Source organism: Vibrio sp. SCSIO 43086 (assembly GCF_051132235.1).
Classification (GTDB): domain Bacteria; phylum Pseudomonadota; class Gammaproteobacteria; order Enterobacterales; family Vibrionaceae; genus Vibrio; species Vibrio diabolicus.
The window spans coordinates 342,255-358,835 of sequence record NZ_CP072678.1 but is presented as its reverse complement, the minus strand read 5'-3'; the positions used below and the strand labels follow the sequence as shown (position 1 = coordinate 358,835).

Annotated in this window: 21 protein-coding genes; 16 read left to right on the top strand and 5 right to left on the bottom strand. The window is 43.5% G+C overall.

From position 1 onward, the window contains the following. Positions 1-167 precede the first annotated feature (167 nt). Positions 168-443 carry a nitrogenase-stabilizing/protective protein NifW gene (locus J8Z23_RS17875; RefSeq protein ID WP_005498697.1) on the top strand — a complete coding sequence of 92 codons (276 nt, stop codon included), beginning with the start codon at positions 168-170 and terminating at the stop codon, positions 441-443. A 119-nt stretch (positions 444-562) separates the two neighbouring features. On the opposite strand, the gene J8Z23_RS17870 is transcribed toward J8Z23_RS17875, so the two are convergent. Together J8Z23_RS17870 and gloA are read right to left on the bottom strand one after the other, a co-directional pair. Further along, the gene (locus J8Z23_RS17870; RefSeq protein ID WP_047008302.1) at positions 563-1,663 is read right to left on the bottom strand and encodes an alkene reductase; all 1,101 of its coding nucleotides are present in this window, start codon (positions 1,661-1,663) and stop codon (positions 563-565) included. An 11-nt stretch (positions 1,664-1,674) separates the two neighbouring features. Next, positions 1,675-2,061 (bottom strand): lactoylglutathione lyase, encoded by a 387-nt coding sequence (gene gloA, locus J8Z23_RS17865; RefSeq protein ID WP_104973639.1) that lies wholly within the window; start codon positions 2,059-2,061, stop codon positions 1,675-1,677. Positions 2,062-2,272: 211 nt separating this feature from the next. On the opposite strand from gloA, the gene J8Z23_RS17860 reads away from it, so the two are divergent. Both J8Z23_RS17860 and J8Z23_RS17855 read left to right on the top strand, forming a co-directional pair. Further along, positions 2,273-2,701, top strand: coding sequence for a PaaI family thioesterase (locus J8Z23_RS17860; RefSeq protein ID WP_069514197.1), 429 nt, complete (start codon positions 2,273-2,275; stop codon positions 2,699-2,701). 26 nt (positions 2,702-2,727) lie between these two features. Next, the gene (locus J8Z23_RS17855) at positions 2,728-3,117 is read left to right on the top strand and encodes a MazG nucleotide pyrophosphohydrolase domain-containing protein (protein ID WP_020842048.1); all 390 of its coding nucleotides are present in this window, start codon (positions 2,728-2,730) and stop codon (positions 3,115-3,117) included. A gap of 45 nt (positions 3,118-3,162) precedes the next feature. On the opposite strand, the gene J8Z23_RS17850 is transcribed toward J8Z23_RS17855, so the two are convergent. After that, a complete protein-coding gene (locus J8Z23_RS17850; RefSeq protein ID WP_434635641.1) occupies positions 3,163-4,038 on the bottom strand; it encodes a universal stress protein in 876 nt (291 codons plus the stop codon). Positions 4,039-4,250: 212 nt separating this feature from the next. Between J8Z23_RS17850 and J8Z23_RS17845 the strand changes: the two genes are divergently transcribed. The 9 genes from J8Z23_RS17845 (at position 4,251) to def (ending at position 11,877) form a co-directional block, all read left to right on the top strand. Continuing rightward, positions 4,251-5,597 (top strand): magnesium transporter, encoded by a 1,347-nt coding sequence (locus J8Z23_RS17845; protein ID WP_301659016.1) that lies wholly within the window; start codon positions 4,251-4,253, stop codon positions 5,595-5,597. Between the two features lie 294 nt (positions 5,598-5,891). Continuing rightward, the gene (locus tag J8Z23_RS17840) at positions 5,892-6,428 is read left to right on the top strand and encodes an AAA family ATPase (RefSeq protein ID WP_301659015.1); all 537 of its coding nucleotides are present in this window, start codon (positions 5,892-5,894) and stop codon (positions 6,426-6,428) included. Between the two features lie 113 nt (positions 6,429-6,541). Beyond that, the gene (locus J8Z23_RS17835) at positions 6,542-7,987 is read left to right on the top strand and encodes an N-acylglucosamine 2-epimerase (RefSeq protein ID WP_301659014.1); all 1,446 of its coding nucleotides are present in this window, start codon (positions 6,542-6,544) and stop codon (positions 7,985-7,987) included. Positions 7,988-8,087: 100 nt separating this feature from the next. Further along, positions 8,088-8,339, top strand: coding sequence for a DUF2999 family protein (locus J8Z23_RS17830; RefSeq protein WP_048624989.1), 252 nt, complete (start codon positions 8,088-8,090; stop codon positions 8,337-8,339). Positions 8,340-8,839: 500 nt separating this feature from the next. Beyond that, positions 8,840-9,349, top strand: a complete 510-nt coding sequence (locus J8Z23_RS17825) for a hypothetical protein (protein ID WP_258658040.1) — start codon at positions 8,840-8,842, stop codon at positions 9,347-9,349. A 1-nt stretch (position 9,350) separates the two neighbouring features. Further along, entirely contained in the window at positions 9,351-9,890 is a 540-nt protein-coding gene (locus tag J8Z23_RS17820) for a tetratricopeptide repeat protein (protein WP_434635639.1), read from the top strand. Between the two features lie 439 nt (positions 9,891-10,329). Then, positions 10,330-10,659: a YceK/YidQ family lipoprotein gene (locus J8Z23_RS17815; RefSeq protein WP_005478428.1), complete on the top strand. Its 330-nt coding sequence runs from the start codon at positions 10,330-10,332 to the stop codon at positions 10,657-10,659. A 32-nt stretch (positions 10,660-10,691) separates the two neighbouring features. Next, positions 10,692-11,150: an ABZJ_00895 family protein gene (locus tag J8Z23_RS17810; protein ID WP_029817912.1), complete on the top strand. Its 459-nt coding sequence runs from the start codon at positions 10,692-10,694 to the stop codon at positions 11,148-11,150. A 220-nt stretch (positions 11,151-11,370) separates the two neighbouring features. After that, complete coding sequence (gene def / locus J8Z23_RS17805; RefSeq protein WP_005395192.1) at positions 11,371-11,877, top strand: peptide deformylase; 507 nt, start codon at positions 11,371-11,373, stop codon at positions 11,875-11,877. 64 nt (positions 11,878-11,941) lie between these two features. On the opposite strand, the gene J8Z23_RS17800 is transcribed toward def, so the two are convergent. Beyond that, the gene (locus J8Z23_RS17800; protein ID WP_301659012.1) at positions 11,942-12,349 is read right to left on the bottom strand and encodes a helix-turn-helix domain-containing protein; all 408 of its coding nucleotides are present in this window, start codon (positions 12,347-12,349) and stop codon (positions 11,942-11,944) included. A 73-nt stretch (positions 12,350-12,422) separates the two neighbouring features. Between J8Z23_RS17800 and J8Z23_RS17795 the strand changes: the two genes are divergently transcribed. The 4 genes from J8Z23_RS17795 to J8Z23_RS17780 all read left to right on the top strand — a co-directional run bounded on the left by J8Z23_RS17795 (position 12,423) and on the right by J8Z23_RS17780 (position 16,078). Beyond that, positions 12,423-12,926, top strand: a complete 504-nt coding sequence (locus tag J8Z23_RS17795; protein WP_301659011.1) for a DUF2938 domain-containing protein — start codon at positions 12,423-12,425, stop codon at positions 12,924-12,926. Between the two features lie 232 nt (positions 12,927-13,158). Then, entirely contained in the window at positions 13,159-14,187 is a 1,029-nt protein-coding gene (locus J8Z23_RS17790) for a phospholipase A (RefSeq protein WP_006742284.1), read from the top strand. A gap of 94 nt (positions 14,188-14,281) precedes the next feature. After that, positions 14,282-14,740 carry a hypothetical protein gene (locus tag J8Z23_RS17785; RefSeq protein ID WP_005486552.1) on the top strand — a complete coding sequence of 153 codons (459 nt, stop codon included), beginning with the start codon at positions 14,282-14,284 and terminating at the stop codon, positions 14,738-14,740. Between the two features lie 333 nt (positions 14,741-15,073). Beyond that, positions 15,074-16,078, top strand: coding sequence for a metal-dependent hydrolase (locus J8Z23_RS17780; protein ID WP_301659010.1), 1,005 nt, complete (start codon positions 15,074-15,076; stop codon positions 16,076-16,078). Between the two features lie 41 nt (positions 16,079-16,119). On the opposite strand, the gene J8Z23_RS17775 is transcribed toward J8Z23_RS17780, so the two are convergent. Continuing rightward, positions 16,120-16,512 carry a hypothetical protein gene (locus tag J8Z23_RS17775; protein ID WP_047008310.1) on the bottom strand — a complete coding sequence of 131 codons (393 nt, stop codon included), beginning with the start codon at positions 16,510-16,512 and terminating at the stop codon, positions 16,120-16,122. Positions 16,513-16,581 lie beyond the last annotated feature (69 nt).

Below are 16,581 nucleotides of genomic sequence, written 5' to 3'. Positions count from 1 at the left end.
AGCCTTAAAGTGATTATCAAAATGAAAAGGCTGGGGGAAATAACGAATTCCTAAATTGAATTTCAATATGGAAATCCCAGAAAGAGTGATGTTAAGAAGCGCCAAATCAAAGAACGTAAAGCGCCAGGCTCTTAGACTTCATTGAAAATGATAACGCTAAAGAAACAATGACAGAGAATACGATTCAGGAAAAAATTGCCAGCTTTACTTGTATCGAAGAAGCACTGGATTACTTCGAAATCGAGTTTGATAGCCGATTTATCGAAAACAACCGAACCGAGTTGGTTAAGAGATTTAATGGCTACTTAATCCTCACTAAACCGGATGATTGGTTTTCAGGCCGCCGCGCACTGAAAAATGCCTACTGTAAAGTACAACGCAGTTTACTAAGTAAAACGACACGTTCTGCGTGCCGAGGTTGTACATCTTGTCAAAGACGTTAATTCTTGGTGGCTTGCCTAAAAAAGAACCCTGCATCTTGGCGTCACAGGGGGAAGAGCAAGGTTCTTTTGGGTTAGCTATTGGTTTGTCGCGAGTTGCGAATCAGCTTTACGCAGATGAATTAACCCGCATGATACGCAGGGTAGTCCACTAAGCCTTTTTCACCGCCGCCGAACAATGTGGCAGAGTCATGTTCTGCCAGTGGGTAGCCATGCTTGATGCGGCTTGGTAAGTCTGGGTTTGCAACAAACGGACGACCAAAACCGATCATGTCGGCTAAGCCACTTTCAATCGCGTGTTGCGCCTTTTCTGCGTTGTAACGACCGGCATAGATCAGTGTGCCTTTATACGCCTCACGAACTGCGGTTTTAAAGTCATGCGGAGTATCTGGCGCGTCGTCCCAATCCACTTCTGCAATGTGAATGTAAACCACATTGAGTTTATCAAGCAGCGCAGCAGCAGCGGTGTAGGTGTCGACTGGTGTGCTATCAACGGTGCCGTTTAACGAAGTGAATGGTGCAAGGCGAACACCAACACGCTCTGCGCCAATGGCTTGCGTCATTGCTTCGACCACTTCACCAAGAAAACGCAGACGGTTTTCAATTGAGCCGCCGTATTCATCGGTGCGGTTGTTCGCTTCAGAATCGATAAACTGGTTAACCAAGTAGCCATTTGCTGCGTGAAGTTCGACACCATCAAACCCAGCTTCTATCGCGTTTAATGCGGCTTGTCGGTATTCTTCAATAACATTCTTGATGTCTTGTTTGGTCATTTCACGTGGCTCAGCCACGTCGACAAAGCCAGGTTCCTCTGTGCCATTGTCGATAAATACTTTCACGTTTTCTGCTTTGAGCGCAGAAGAAGAAATAGGTTGCTTGCCGCCGATGTTGTCAGGATGAGTCACACGACCAACGTGCCATAATTGCGCGAAGATAACGCCGCCTTTCTCGTGCACTGCATCAGTTACTTTTTTCCAGCCAGCAATTTGCTCTGGGCTATAAATGCCCGGTGTCCACGCATAGCCTTGACCCATTGGTGAAATTTGTGTGCCTTCTGCAACGATTAATCCCGCTTCGGCGCGTTGAGCGTAGTAGGTCGCCATCATGTCGTTAGCGACATTACCCGGTTGAGAGGCTCGAGAGCGCGTCATCGGAGGCATAACGATGCGGTTTTTTAATGAGAGAGAGCCAAGTTGAATCGGTTGAAATAATGCATCTGTCATAGGAAAACTCGTTATTGTTTAGTTTGAATCAGTTCGATTGGGTAGCCGTCGGGATCTTTAATGAAGGCGATGTGCGTTTTTCCTCCTTTCATTGGTCCGGGTTCGCGAGTGACGTTACCACCAAGCGCTTTGATTTTTTCGCAAGCTGCGTAAATGTCTTCACACCCAAGCGCTATGTGCCCGAATGCGTTACCTAAGTCGTAACTGCCGGTATCCCAGTTATAAGTTAGCTCGATGTTCGCGCCATCTGGTTGATCAGGGCTACCAACAAACACCAGTGAGTAACGGTATTCTTGGTTTTCAAAACGATCCAAAACGCTCATACCCAGAACTTTTGTATAAAATTCGATAGATTTGTCTAGGTCAACAACACGGATCATCGTGTGGAGAAACTTCATAAGTCGCCTTTCATAACGTTGCGTAATCACGATGCAAACCTTATCGCCACTCTAAATAAACTGGAAATTATCGTTAATTATGAAAATGATTATTTAACTTTATGGATAATGAGGTTGTTGGCCCTACAACGTGCAAACAAAGATTACTCGCCGTTTCTTTTGAATAATTGGCATATGCTAATTATTCATTTTTACAAGCCGAGTACTTATCATGTCCGCAAACAGCCACTTTCATTCCACTCACGAATCTCATTATCAATGTGCGGTTTGTTCTTCAATCGATGCAAATCCTAACTCTTTGGCTGTGAACTACCAGTGCCTAGCCGATGGTTCTGTTGTCGGAGAGTTTCACGTTTTACCGCGTCATCAAGGTTACACCGACCTGTTGCATGGTGGCATTGCGAGTTCGCTGCTCGATGGTGCAATGACGCACTGTTTGTTGTTTAGAGACATTCAAGCCCTTACCGCGCAGTTGGAAGTGCGCTACCATGCACCTATTGAGCTAGATGAGCACGTCACGATTGCTGCACACTGTGAAGGTGAACGCCGCGGTATATATCAATTGGTGGCTCAATTGCTGGTCAATAATGAAGTTAGAGTGACGGCAAAAGGGAAGTTTATTCGTCCTAAAGAGGCGTAAATAAAAACTCGTTCTACGGAGAGATAATGAAGAAATTTGATGAGCTGTACGCAATTGCGACGAGAAAATCTCAATATGACCAAACCAACACTTGGTTTAAAGGCGTAGAGACTTATCTGGAGGCCATTGGCAAAGAAGTCGATGAAGTCCGAGAAGAGATTCGTGAGGACCGCCTTTGTCATTTGGAAGACGAGTTAGGTGATGTGTTGTGGAACTATCTTAACGTATTAAAAGCGTTGGAAAGAGAAAAGGGCATAGATCCTGAGAAAGTACTCGAAAGAGCCTGCGCCAAATACGAGCAGCGTGTATCTGCGATTGAATCGGGACGCAGTTGGGATGAGGTTAAACAGCAGCAGAAACAAGCCTTGAACGCGGAACATGAAGCCGCGCAGTTAGAGACCATGAAGAGCCAATAACTGCGCGTGATATTATTTAAGATGCGGCGGGATGGGGAAGCCTGATCAATCCTTCGTGCTATTGACCAACAGTAGGTCACAAGGAGGTTGATCAAGTAACGTGTCTACAGTGCTACCAGACCAAAATTGGGATGACATGCTTCGTTTACACGCGCCCATAATCAGAATTGCCGCTTGTGATTGCTTAACTGCTTTTGGTAACGCCGTTTCAGGGTTTCCTTCTGGCAGCAGCAGTGGTACTCGTGTTAACTTTTGCGCAGTAATAAAGTCCGTAATGCCTGCTTTTTGGTTGCTCAAAATCTCTGCACGATAGCGAGACAGATAAGGCGCAACGTAGCGGCAGTAAACTAATGTCATTTTTCCGCTCAAGGTTTTTTCTAGCTTTGAGCCTCGCGATACGATGGCCTTATCTACGACTGATTTTGCATCTCCGCGATGAAGCGGATCTATCGCGCAAAGCATGTTGGCGTGAGAAGGCCATGAACGCTCACTTAATAGTAATAAATCACAATCGTTTTTTGCTAGCTCGGTGAGTAAGGTTTGAATGTCGTGCTTGTTAAAATGCCCCACGAGAAGTAAATCTGTGTGGTCGACAAGACGTTTCGCAACTTGAGCGATCCAATGACTCCCTTTGAAATGCTCATAAGAGAGGGTTGGCGTTTCAACTTCCTCTTCTTCACAAAGTTCGATAACGAAGTCTTTGAATTTTGATGTCCAAGCTTCAAACTCAGCTTGTCTCTTTTCTATATGGTCAGAGTTGAAACTAAGGAAATGCGCGAACGCGTGATCTTCACTCCGGCGGTGATCTTCCACCAATATCACGATGGGTTGAGCCAGCGCTGTCGCAAACTGAATCACTTTACGAAGCAATTTACGACTTGGTAAGGCGGCTTGCTGAGTCAGAAAAAATACTGGTGCCATTGATTACTCCATTATCAAACGAGGCAAATGCGCCTAATGCACACTAAAAGTTTATACCATCCCCTTATGCAAAGACGTTCTGTTTCTGCGAGCAAAATATAAATTCCGCAATTGTGCGCGCCATTGCCTAGAATTTTAACATCAGGATCTCATGCCTTTAGGTAATAGGCATCGTGTTGACACTAACGTGATGTCCAAGGAAATCGGTGACAATGATGATAGATTCCAGCCAATTACAAATTAATCGCAAAGCGCCTCATTTGCTTGCCGAGATCATTAAAGCGATAGAGTCGGCCGAAGACCTCAGTTTTTTGAAAGACTATCAGGAAGCGCAAATCGCGAACATTTTGGAGTCGGTCAACATTGCTTATCGTAAACGCGTGATAGAAGCGGTGCCGCCAGAGAAGTACTGGACGGTATTAAATTTGCTGCGATACGACACCGCCAAGCACATTCATCAATCACTCAACAAAGAGCTGCAACATGAACGCTTAGCGTACATCACGGATTCGGAACTGATCATCTTTGCAGACTTTCTACCGACCGAATTTGTGGATGAGTACCTTATCGACCAAAGTGAAGAGTCTGTCGCGCACATTCAACAAGCATTGTCGTATGAAGACAACAAAGTAGGACGATATGCCGAGCCGTATTTTTTGGTCGCAAATCCTAAAAACAGCGTAGGAGGCATCAAAAACGAGTTGTTAAAACGTGGACAAAGCCCGGTGCGATTGATCATTGTGCGCGATGTCGGAGGCGTTATTGGGACGATAGAACCTCAAACCCTGTTGCTGCATGAGAACCATACCAAACTCACAGACTTGGCCGTGGTCACGCCAATTCTGGAAGATATCCAAACGATTCAAAGCGTCAGTAAACAGGTCTCGATTGATGGTGGAGCGCATTGGTTTCCTATCATGGCTGGTGGCAAAATTATGGGCGTTTTGTCGATGGCGACCATCGCGATCACCTTGCGTGAACTCAGCCTACAAGCTGTAGTGGCAGAAAACGTACGAAGTGAAGAAGATTTGTTCACACCATTAACTGTGGCGACAAGGCTAAGAGCACTTTGGTTGGTGATTAACTTGCTGACCGCTTTTGTTGCCTCTGCCATCATTGGTATTTTTGATAATGTGGTCGAACAAGTCGTTGCGCTTGCGATCTTAATGCCTGTGGTGGCGAGTATGGGCGGCATCGCAGGTAGCCAAACCTTAGCGGTGGCCATTCGGGGTATCGCACTCAACCATTTGCACCAAAGTAACTTGAAGCTATTGGTGAATAAGGAATTAAAAATCGCCACCATTAATGGCTTGATCATGGGATTAGTCATCGCGGGTGTCGTCTACATGGTGTTTGACTCTTGGCCATTGGCGCTTATTATCTGCTGCGCAATTTTTCTCAATAGTCTGGCGGCTGCGGCATCGGGTACGCTGATACCATTCACGTTGAAGAAGTTTAACATTGACCCCGCCGTGGCTGGCTCGGTAGTATTGACGACCGTTACTGATGTCGTCGGTTTCTTTGCGTTCTTAGGCTTAGGTGCCATCTTCTTGATATAGAAAGCCAATTGACGCGTTAACCTGATGATCCAATCTCTCCATTTCCCAACCCAATATTTTGGGCAAGTTTGGTTCGCTCAAAATTCCTCCGTTTTTCATAAACGCTGAACACGCCGTTTAAGCTTTCATTTCATCAATATTTTTCACTGCTCATTTCTATCCCAAAACTTTCCACTGCCGATCTCGCTTAACGCTGGCGTGCCAAATGCCATGTCAATTTCAAACGCCAGATGATGCCAATTTTCTTGGCTGTACACGCATTACTTCACTCAAACAAAAAATAAGGAAACAATTTTGAATAAACTCATCGTATTCACTGGTGGTCCCGGTGCAGGAAAAACCTCGGTAATCGAACAACTAAAAACACAAGGCTTTATCTGCTCGCCAGAAACAGGTCGTCACGTAATACAAAGGCAGGTTGCGAATTACGGTTCAGCATTACCTTGGAATGACAAACAAGCCTTTCGAGACGAAATGATGAAGGCAGAAGTGAGCAATTACCGAGCTTTCAATGCCCACCAAGGGAATGTGTTTTTTGATCGCAGTATTGTGGACGTATATGGCTACAGTAAGTTGGAACAACTGCCAATCTCGCATGAGATCATCACGCATTGCCAGACGTTTCGTTATCATTCTCAAGTATTCATTTTTCCACCGTGGGCGTCGATATTCAGCAACGATGAAGAGCGAAAGCAAGGTTTTTCTGAAGCGGTCGCCACGTATCAACAGATGGTCGATGCATACCACAAGTTCGGTTATCAATTGATCGAAGTGCCCAAAATGTCAGTCGAAGACAGAGTGGCGTTTATTCTCGACTCAGTCATCGAATAAGGCAGACAGATGAATAATGTAAACAAATGCGTAAGGCGATTGTGACCACGACGACAATATGCGTAAAGGGAGTTATTTATACTGGATAAAATTCAATGACTTAATTGAGCATTATGTCTTTTAAATATCTTACCTTATTGCTCGCAACGACGAGCATGAACAGCTTTGCTGATGTGGAGCTACCTTCGGGGGATGATTGGTTAAACCATGTGAAGAATGGCCTAGCCCCATATTGGATGATGGAAAGCTCGCATGGGCAACCTGCGGGGAATTTTCCGACATTTCGTTGTGATAATGGTGTCATTCTCGACCCACAAAAGCCGTGTGAAGAATTAAACAAAGGGTGGATTATCCCGCACTTCGATCGCGAATACACACGCATGAAATCGCGCCAAACTTACGCTTATGGCGTGTTTTTTCATCTTACGGGTGACAAACAAGCATTAGAGCTGGCAAAGAAAGGGGCTTATTACCTGATTGATCATCTACAAGATGATAAAAACGGCGGCTTTGTGAGCTTTACGCGTAGTGGAAAACCGGGGATGGAGTGGCAACAGCGAACTTCTCAAGACCAAGCTTACGCCTTGGTGGGCTTGGCGATGTACTACTACTTGACGCAAGATCCAAAGGTTGAACAAGCACTTATCGACCAGCAAGCGTTTATATTTAAACAATACCGACGAAGCGATGATCGCGGTCTGGCGTGGGTTTTGAAAGATGGTGATGGAGAAAGTGAGAAGCAGCAAGAGTTAGTCGCTCAACTTGACCAAATCAATGGCTACCTGTTGTTAACGGCGCCACTTTTACCAGAACCAGCGCAAGCCAAGTGGAAACAAGATCTGGAGTGGCTGACGCAAGTGATGCTGGATAACTACCACTCCGACAAAGAGCAGCGCTTTTATGGCGCGATACATCACAAAGCAGTAATGATGCCAGATGCGAAACACAATGATTTTGGACACACCACCAAAGCGTATTGGATGACGTATCTCACTGGTCAGTTGTTGGAGAATTCTAATTGGACAGAGTTTGGTTTCAAAGGAATGAAACACACGCTTAAGCAAGCGCAATACCAGCAAAACTTTGAGCAAGTCAAAGCGCTTTTCTCACCAGAATGGCAGGGTAAATGGACGCAAGAGAGCATTCCTGCTTGGCAATCAAGACCGCACAAGCATTACAGCTCGTCTTGGGAATGGGCAGAACTCGATCAAGCGGCGATGACGGTTTCTCTTGTCGATGGTTCGATGAAAGAAACGCTTCAATACACGTTACCCACCTTTATGGACGCGTGGGTGGATCATCAGTACGGAGGTGTTGGTCTGAATCCTAAATCAACCAAAGCGTTCCATTGGGGAAATGGTTACCACCAGTTTGAACATGCGTTGGTCGGATATTTGTACTCGCAACAAATGGCAAAACAGCCTGCCAAGCTTTACTACGCGCGACCAGCCGATAGTAAAATGCCACTTAATCCATATTACTTTAACGCGGATATAAAAGCGCTTTCATCGCAAAGTGATGGAGTCACTACCGCAACGTTCACCAATATTCGACCATAACTTGGTCGATGGTGGTGTGGTGGTTAAAGTCTGCGTGCAAACTAACAAAACCCAATGGTAAACTGTGGGTCTGTTTTACATAGTATTTAAAGGTAATTTGATGAACCCGATTCTTGCGATGTTGAAAGAAAACAATATTAGCGACGAGCAAATCAACGAGCTATTTCAGGCGTTAACTCAAAACCCTCTGGCTGCAATGGCAACTATCAGCCAACTAGGTCTGCCACAAGATCAGCTTCAAGCGTTAATGGCGCAGGTAATGCAAAACCCTGTATTGATGAAAGAAGCTGTGGAAGAGTTAGGCCTAGACTTCTCCAAAGTAGTAGAAGCCAAAGCTAAGCTACAGCAGTAATATCAATAAAGGCTAACCAATTGGTTAGCCTTTATTTTTAATGTTCTTAAATGTAATGGTACAACACATGTAGATTATAGTTAACGAATGTTTATTTGTAATGTTCACCAAGTGTTTTTAATAAGCATTTAACGATAAATTAACTTTTATTGTTTAGGGAATATCTCACAACTAGGACAACTTAGAGCTTTGAAAGGTGTGCATTCTTGTTCATAATGGTGGTTTTGAGAGAATCATTATATACATTTCTGTACTAACACATGAGAGAGATACGCCGTTATCAATAAACTACATTAATTACATGTATCCAGCGGACAAACTATTTAACTCTTGTGTCGAACTAAGAAGCAAAATAGACAATGAGAAAATTCCCGTTAGTACCATAAAAGATACTTCTCTTGCGGGACCATTACGTAAGCTTCCAAATGATATTACTGGTGAGAAAAGGTTACAAAAGCTTAAGGAACAGATAGATCGCAACATGGCCGTCAAGTCTAAATATGTTAACAGATCGAATGCACTGGAAAAACAAAGCTGTTATTCCTTCACGTAATTTTTCGTCTCTAGCTCCAATACAGCCGTCAACTCTAGCTTCTACTGCAATGAAAGCAAATAGTGGAAGGGCTATTGCCTTAGGGATGGTTTTACAGAAAGGCAGAGCTATGTTTCTCTTTGATATTATCCGACAAAACGTTAGAGCGCTAGCTAATAGAGTACACAATGCAAATCTAGAATCATCTGGCTGCATTTTGATTGTGAATGTGAAGTATTTGAAAGTCGAGAGGGAATATGGGAAAGCGCCTCAACTATCTCGAGTTTCATTAGCAAGTATAATTTCTCAAGAAGACAAATATAACTTTGATTCGAGTGCCTATGTTCGTGGTCAAATTGCCAATATATGTGAAGCTAGTGCTAAAGCTCCGATCAATACAAAGTTTCAAATTGTAAGCGGTCAGTATGACGATTCATACTCGACAGCGGTCTTGTTTATCAAATGTACATGGGAATAACATGAGAATTGTTAACGTTTTATTTGTAGCCCTCTTTGTTACGGCATGTAACGATACTACGTCAAAGTTTGAGGCAACTAAAACGACAGAAAGCCTCCTAGTTAAGAACCGAGAAGCTACAGAGAAGTTGTATAGCGAAGCAAATAAATTTTATGAACAAGGTGATGTGCAAGGAGCAAAGTCTTTATTGATCAAAGCTATCGAAGTAAATGATGTACATAGTAAAGAGCTTTTAGGGATCATCCTTCTAAAAGAGTCAAAAGTCATGGATGTTAAGAGGGGCTTTTCTTTAATCTCAGAGGCTGCTGATGATGGGTTGGCGAGTGCACAATTTTATTTAGGATCATGTTTGTATGATGATGGCTGTAGTTTACCTGAAAACAAGGTGCTTTCGGCCTATTACCTGACTCAAGCGTTAAATAACGGCGAAGACGGCGCACAAATGTTACTTGGATTTCTAGATGAAGAAATAGGTGATACTGCGATTGATCAAAAAACATATGCGGTAGAGCTGAATCGCTATATAGAACAACTCAATTAATATTTCAGGCTTCATTGAAGTATAACGGTACTTTTAATGTTTTATAGGGTTTTAATCGAGTCTCAAACGCAGAGAGTGCTAGACGTCGCCAAAGTAGTAGAAGCCAAAGCTAAGCTACAGCAGTAATCGAGTTTTCGATAAAAACAAAAGCCGCCAGAGCCAAATAGCTCTGGCGGCTTTTTTACATCAGATGAAAGATACGCGACTCCAACGGGAAAGCGAATAGGTTGAGCTTAACTTGGTGCTTGCATAAAAGATTAAGTGCGATTCTAGTCACGTCGCATGAACTCACGGGTGCTATTGGAAATAAATGAATTGTTTCTAATACATAGAACGTATTAACATGGTTGCACTAGGCCCATATGAGTAAATTCATTGAATATACAATTTGAGAGAGGGTTTAGTTTTAAAAATAATAGTTAGTTGGAATCTAGGTTAAATGAAAATAAATATATTTAAAAAGCTACAAGTTGTATTTCTTGTGGTGTCAGCATCTTTAATGGTGGGGTGTTCGTCTATAGATGCGCATGCTGGTGGCGGATACGGAAAGCCGTTTTCAGGCACAGCGTTATCAGTCGCACGACAACCTTGCTATTTAAGAGCTGATATTACTTCCATCGCGTTATACCCACTTTCATTGATTGACATTCCTTTGTCGTTAGCAACGGACGTTGTGTTTCTTCCTGTTGATTTAATCATGGTAGCTACACCAACAACGAGTTATGGCGGTGTTGTTTCTCTAGGTTGTCCAAGCGGAAGCATGATCTAAAACACTTATTTTATTCAAATAAATGGAAGGAAATGAAAGTGGAATCGAAAAATAATTACTCAACAGAAAACAACGCTCCCTCGGTGCTCTTTGTTACGTCGCTTTTGTGTTTGGCATCGGTTTGTTTGGCCATACTGCTATTTATTATTGAGTACATTTCTGGCATGGAAATGAACGGTGTCGGCTTTCTTGGGACGTTAATACCAGCGATGAGTGTAGGATATTATTTTGGCTATAAAACAGGGAATATAATGCCTTCGACAACGAGATGGTATTCAGTGCTGCTTTGGAATTTATCGAGCTTAGTGGTGTTTTCTCTCATCTTAATGTTTTTGGGCATTTCTATATTTGAATTGATAGCGGAACTAGGCTGGTTCAGTATTATTATCGTTGTATTAACGTTAATAACCGTTTGTCTCGGGTACTTTATTTTCAAGAGTGGTGAAAAAATGGCGATTAAGGTTTTGCTAAAAGCGCAAAAGAGTGCGTAACTCACATATAACGAACGCTTAAAGATAGATACGTAAAAAAGACGCCAGCCATATCGTGCTGGCGTTATTGTTTTCTCTTCCTAGGTGCCTCTTTGGTCTCTAGCAAAATCGAATGTTTTAGACGAAACGGTCTTTCCACGAAAACTCAACATGTTTATGTCTGCTGAAACGTGTGTATAATTCGCCGGAAATTACGATTTACAGATAACGAAAGGTAAGTATGGCAGTCCTCGAAATTCTCTCCATTCCAGACCCAAGGCTTAAAGTAAAAGCAGAAAAAGTCACTGACGTATCGACAATACAAACGTTGATCGACGATATGCTAGAAACACTTTACGCAACGGGCAATGGCATCGGTTTAGCTTCAACCCAAGTGGGTAGAAAAGAGGCGGTTGTTGTCATCGATATCTCTGACGAACGCAATGATCCTTTAATCTTAGTCAACCCAGAAGTGGTGAGCGGAGAAAACAAAGCGCTTGGTCAAGAAGGGTGCCTATCTGTTCCCGAATACTACGCCGATGTAGAGCGTTACACATCAGTTGTTGTGTCTGCATTGGACCGCGATGGCAACCCGATTACAATCGAGAGCGATGAGTTCTTGGCGATTGTGATGCAGCATGAAATTGATCACCTATCTGGTAACTTGTTCATTGATTACCTTTCACCGTTAAAGCAAAAAATGGCGATGAAAAAAGTGAAGAAGTACGTAAAGGCGCAAGCTAAGTAATATGAGAGGAAGTAACTCACAACCGCGAGTTGCTTCCTTTTAAATCAAGGATAAGTAGAGTGGTTTATCTCGGTTTTTTGGGGACATAACGCTTTACGACCTTCATAAGCCTCTGAAATGAAGAGCAGTCCATATGTGACTGATAAGGGCAGGAAGCAACATGGTTTAGGCTGTCTCGAACCGCTTTCAAACGTTTTATTTGCTCATCAATTTCAAGCGCCTTTTTCGCCAGTAAGTCACGATCAATGTATGGTTTTGAACCTTCTGAGTGATTCAACATTTCTGCCATTTCGTTAAGTGATATTCCAGCGATACGCCCTAAACTAATTAAGTTGAGTTTATTGAGTACCTCTGGCGAATATTGACGTCTCAATCCATTCCTTCCTATCGAGCGAATTAACCCCAATTGTTCGTAGTATCTGAGCGTTGAGGTCGGCAATCCTGATTTTTTAACCACTTCTGCAATATCCATATTATTCCTCATTGACTTCAAGTTGTAGCATGCAACTAAGACCTTAACAAATCAAAAACTTGAGGAGCGAAAAATGCTGTTTTTAACAGGATTACAAGCGGCGCTAATAGGGATTGGTGCGACTTTGATAATGGATTTATGGGCTTGGATACAAAGGAGAGTGTTTGGTATTCCCTCATTAAACTATGCATTGGTTGCGCGCTGGGTTTTGTACATGCCCAAAGGAAGGCTTATGCATGCGCCAATTATGGCAACAGACCCGATGTCGGGAGAAAAAGCACTCGGTTGGTTTTTGCACTATGCCATTGGTGTTGTTTTCGCTTTGGCTCACATTGCTGCTTTTGGGCATCATTGGTTGGTAGAGCCTAGTCTAGTGCCCGGCTTAGTCACTGGTGTGGTAACGTTGGTCTTCCCATTTTTTGTCATTCAACCTTGTCTAGGATTTGGTTTTGCTGCCAGTAAAACCCCAACACCTTGGAAAGCCCGTTTTCTTAGCACATTGGCGTATTTAGTTTATGGTTTGGGTTTATTCATAGCCGGGTTTGCAATCAAAGTGGCGAGCCAGTATTTTGCATAGGGAATATGAGCATCATGCAAACGAGTTGTTTTTGTTTTTATTTATGATGCTCAACTCTTGGTCGTTTTTGGCGCTTTGCTCATAGTGAGCCGATATGTTTGAGGTCTATCGTATTTATTCAAGACGTAAAGTCGGCGAATATTTAACATTGCCTTAACGCCAGAATGGCAAGCGGTTTACCAAGAAAAATTAAAATTATCTGGTTTGACATCAAGAATATTAAGGGTTTCAGATGGCTTCAAAAGTGGCAGGGATATCAATACTGAGCTTATTGGCAGCGCCAGTTGCGATGGGAGAAACAGCCAGTGCTTATGATTTATGTTTGCTAGACAAAATCAAGCAAAGCAAAGGTGAGGAAACCATAAAGAGCATTCGCGCGCAGTGTGAGCTCGATGCAGTAACAAGTACAGTGCCCGCTGATCCAGAAATTGAAGAACCTGAGGAGCTTCAGGAAAGCTTGGTCGACAAGCGTTTGGAATCAGAACGAGAAAACGCCTTTGAACCATTTAGTTTGGTGGCGCATCGTGTTAACTACATCTTGCCGTTCACTTACAGTGATCGCGTAAATAAGCGTGCTTATGCGGACACTAAGTACGGAGATGAGTTGCGTAAGGAAGAAGCGGAGTTCCAAATTAGTTTTAAAGTGCCAATGAACTACGACGATTTGTTGTTTGATGGGGATGGTTTGTTCTTTGGTATGACGCTAAAGTCATTTTGGCAGGTGTACACAGGAGCAGCATCGCGTCCATTTCGTGAAACCAATTATCGTCCTGAGCTTTTTTATTATACCCCGACAGACTGGAAGCCACTTGATGGTTCGACTTGGTTAGGTTTTGGTATTGAACATGAGTCGAATGGGCAGAGACAAGAGTTATCGCGCAGTTGGAATCGTGTTTACGCCAACTTAACCTTTGCGAAAGACAATTTTGCGGTTTCTCTTCAACCGTGGTGGCGTATACCTGAGGATGAAAAAACATCTCCGAATGATCCTAAAGGTGATGATAACCCGGATATCGAAGATTACATGGGGCACTTTGAGCTATCGAGTGCGTACAAATGGAATGGTTATGAGTTTACCTTCTTAGGCCGCCAGAACTTCCAAACGCATAAAGGCTTTGCCGAATTAGGGGTGTCATTTCCGATCTGGGGCAAACTTCAGGGATACGCACAGTACTCGACGGGGTATGGTAAGAGCTTGATTGACTATGATCATAATCAGCAGCGTATTGGTGTTGGTATCGCGATCAACGGTGTTCTGTAGTTTTTCGATAGCCCAATAGAAATAAACGCTGGCAATTGAGATTTCAGTATTTAGAATGCGTGGCTGAAATTGATTTCCAACCTAGAGTGATTTTATGCTTCGTGATTACACCTTCGATTGTCTTGTAACCATGCCTCGTCATGAACTGGAAGAGTTTAGTGCTCGCATGATCAGTAAAATGGTGCCGGAAGACGTGATGAATGAGCTGTTTACTTTTGATCAAGAAGAAGTGGATAGCGAAGACCGTATGTTGTCTGCACGTCTTGATGCCATGCTACGCATGACAGCAATCGCACTGAGTGAAATTCAACAAGCGTTTGATGACTCAGACAATGCAAAGCAAAATAGCGAGCGAATGACGCGATTGGTGCTTTGGCATTTCTATGCGATTTCATTCCATTTGGAAGAGGCAATCACGCTAGAAACACACTGTGCACTAGTGGAAAAACTACTTGAAAATACACCTTCGGATGTTTTTGCTTGGGTGAAAACTCTGACAGAGCTTCTGCACACTTACGCTGAAATCAACGCGAAAGAAAACCCTCAAGACTAAGGTTTTTGTCGTTAATTGTTCAGTAAACAAGGCGAGCCATCCGGTTCGCCTTGTTTTATTTTTGCATCTGTAAAATCCGCAGTTTTGGACTTTTGACGTACACCACTATCCTCGCTTTAGGTTCGCTTCTCACTAGCAAATAGGGCGATTCCTTCTTACACTAAAACCAAAGTATTTGTTTTCGAACACTTTAATGCATCATTAAGGTGTGTCTTTCAATCCACTTAAATACGGATAATTTATGTCGGAGAACGTTCTGGTTTTTAAATTTGGGCCTATTTTGAAGCGCATATGCTTTCTATCTCGGCTATATTTTCGTTGCGGGCGTAAATAATGGACCCGTTAACGCAAGGTTTACTGGGCGCTGCTTTGCCACAGTCTGCGAGTAACAAGCGGCACATTGTGGCTGCTGGCGTGTTAGGCGTGGTTTCAGGGATGGCGCCGGATTTGGACGTACTTATCCGTTCATCAACTGACCCATTGCTGTTTTTGGAATATCACCGACACTTTACCCATTCATTGTTGTTTATCCCTTTTGGCAGCTTTCTCTGTGCTTTAGTGTTGTATCCGTTGTTTGCAAAAAGACGAGGGCTAAACTTCCGACAGAGTTGGTTTTATTGTGCCCTTGGTTATAGCACCCATGCGCTGTTAGATGCTTGCACCAGCTATGGGACTCAGCTTTTTTGGCCGATAAGCAACACACGCTATGCTTGGAACACAATCTCGGTTATCGACCCCGCTTTCACATTTCCTATTTTGATCCTGCTTTTGTTTGCCGCACTGAAGCGAAATCGAAATTACGCGCGTGTCGCATTTCTATGGTCTCTGGCTTATCTGACTCTTGGGGTTATTCAACGAGATAGAGCAGAAGCGGCCGGGTGGAAAATCGTCCAAGAGCGACAGCACAGCGCTTTGCAGCTAAAAGCAAAACCAACCTTCGGGAATCTTTTGGTCTGGAAAGTGATTTATGAAACGGAAGATAACTACTATGTGGATGCGGTAAGAGTGGGGCGTTCAATAAAAATCTACCCAGGCGAATCCACACCAAAGCTCAATGTGAAGACTCAATTTCCATGGCTCGATCCGCAATCGCAGCAAGCGAAAGACATCGAACGTTTCCGTTGGTTTTCAAATGGTTTTGTAGCGCAAGACCCGAATAACGAAATGCGAATTGTTGACGTGCGTTACTCCATCGTCCCAAACCAAATTAACGCGCTGTGGGGCATCAATCTATCCCCAAAAGCCAGCGCGGATGAACACGTCGAATACACTGCTCATCGAGGTAGTACAGCGGAAGACCGCCAAACTTTTCTCAATATGCTTACGGATTTTGAGTGATGGTTTTTACTTTGGGTACCGATGCGGTGTCGTAATAACCATCACGCTGACTGAAAGTCCTTCACTAGGGTAGGCTTGCTGGCGAAGAAAACTTTGCCAAACAGAGACTTGTACTTCCAGCCAAGAGACAACAGTCGTTTTGCTAAGCTTTTGTTTTCAATGATAGCGACCTCAACGCCTTGGTAATGATATGGATGGCTTTTAATGTAGTCGATAAATGCAGTAAGCACACCTTGCCCGCGAACGGAGGGCGCAAAGTTGACTGCAACAATGGAAAAGCGCTGACTGCCAACAGGGCAACGGACAAAGCAGTGTCCAAGCGGATGAGTGATGGTCTCGGAAAACTCAGGAAACGCGCGAGACTCTAGTTCTTGAGAAAGCGCATCGTATTGCTGACATAAATGATAAAAAAGTTGTTTCGCTTCACTGTTCATCTCGGTGCCACTTACTTGTAACTTGGTTTAAAGGCATTGATTTCACGAACATTGTAACCATAGGCAGCA

Coding starts and splice junctions, on each gene's coding strand:
- J8Z23_RS17830 (WP_048624989.1), top strand. CDS start 8,088: ATGAACCCGATTCTTGCGATGTTGAAAGAAAACAATATTAGCGACGAG.
- J8Z23_RS17835 (WP_301659014.1), top strand. CDS start 6,542: ATGTCTTTTAAATATCTTACCTTATTGCTCGCAACGACGAGCATGAAC.
- J8Z23_RS17860 (WP_069514197.1), top strand. CDS start 2,273: ATGTCCGCAAACAGCCACTTTCATTCCACTCACGAATCTCATTATCAA.
- J8Z23_RS17855 (WP_020842048.1), top strand. CDS start 2,728: ATGAAGAAATTTGATGAGCTGTACGCAATTGCGACGAGAAAATCTCAA.
- gloA (WP_104973639.1), bottom strand. CDS start 2,061: ATGAAGTTTCTCCACACGATGATCCGTGTTGTTGACCTAGACAAATCT.
- J8Z23_RS17845 (WP_301659016.1), top strand. CDS start 4,251: ATGATGATAGATTCCAGCCAATTACAAATTAATCGCAAAGCGCCTCAT.
- J8Z23_RS17820 (WP_434635639.1), top strand. CDS start 9,351: ATGAGAATTGTTAACGTTTTATTTGTAGCCCTCTTTGTTACGGCATGT.
- J8Z23_RS17870 (WP_047008302.1), bottom strand. CDS start 1,663: ATGACAGATGCATTATTTCAACCGATTCAACTTGGCTCTCTCTCATTA.
- J8Z23_RS17825 (WP_258658040.1), top strand. CDS start 8,840: ATGTTAACAGATCGAATGCACTGGAAAAACAAAGCTGTTATTCCTTCA.
- J8Z23_RS17785 (WP_005486552.1), top strand. CDS start 14,282: ATGCTTCGTGATTACACCTTCGATTGTCTTGTAACCATGCCTCGTCAT.
- J8Z23_RS17790 (WP_006742284.1), top strand. CDS start 13,159: ATGGCTTCAAAAGTGGCAGGGATATCAATACTGAGCTTATTGGCAGCG.
- J8Z23_RS17795 (WP_301659011.1), top strand. CDS start 12,423: ATGCTGTTTTTAACAGGATTACAAGCGGCGCTAATAGGGATTGGTGCG.
- J8Z23_RS17815 (WP_005478428.1), top strand. CDS start 10,330: ATGAAAATAAATATATTTAAAAAGCTACAAGTTGTATTTCTTGTGGTG.
- J8Z23_RS17775 (WP_047008310.1), bottom strand. CDS start 16,512: ATGAACAGTGAAGCGAAACAACTTTTTTATCATTTATGTCAGCAATAC.
- J8Z23_RS17875 (WP_005498697.1), top strand. CDS start 168: ATGACAGAGAATACGATTCAGGAAAAAATTGCCAGCTTTACTTGTATC.
- J8Z23_RS17850 (WP_434635641.1), bottom strand. CDS start 4,038: ATGGCACCAGTATTTTTTCTGACTCAGCAAGCCGCCTTACCAAGTCGT.
- def (WP_005395192.1), top strand. CDS start 11,371: ATGGCAGTCCTCGAAATTCTCTCCATTCCAGACCCAAGGCTTAAAGTA.
- J8Z23_RS17780 (WP_301659010.1), top strand. CDS start 15,074: ATGGACCCGTTAACGCAAGGTTTACTGGGCGCTGCTTTGCCACAGTCT.
- J8Z23_RS17810 (WP_029817912.1), top strand. CDS start 10,692: ATGAAAGTGGAATCGAAAAATAATTACTCAACAGAAAACAACGCTCCC.
- J8Z23_RS17800 (WP_301659012.1), bottom strand. CDS start 12,349: ATGGATATTGCAGAAGTGGTTAAAAAATCAGGATTGCCGACCTCAACG.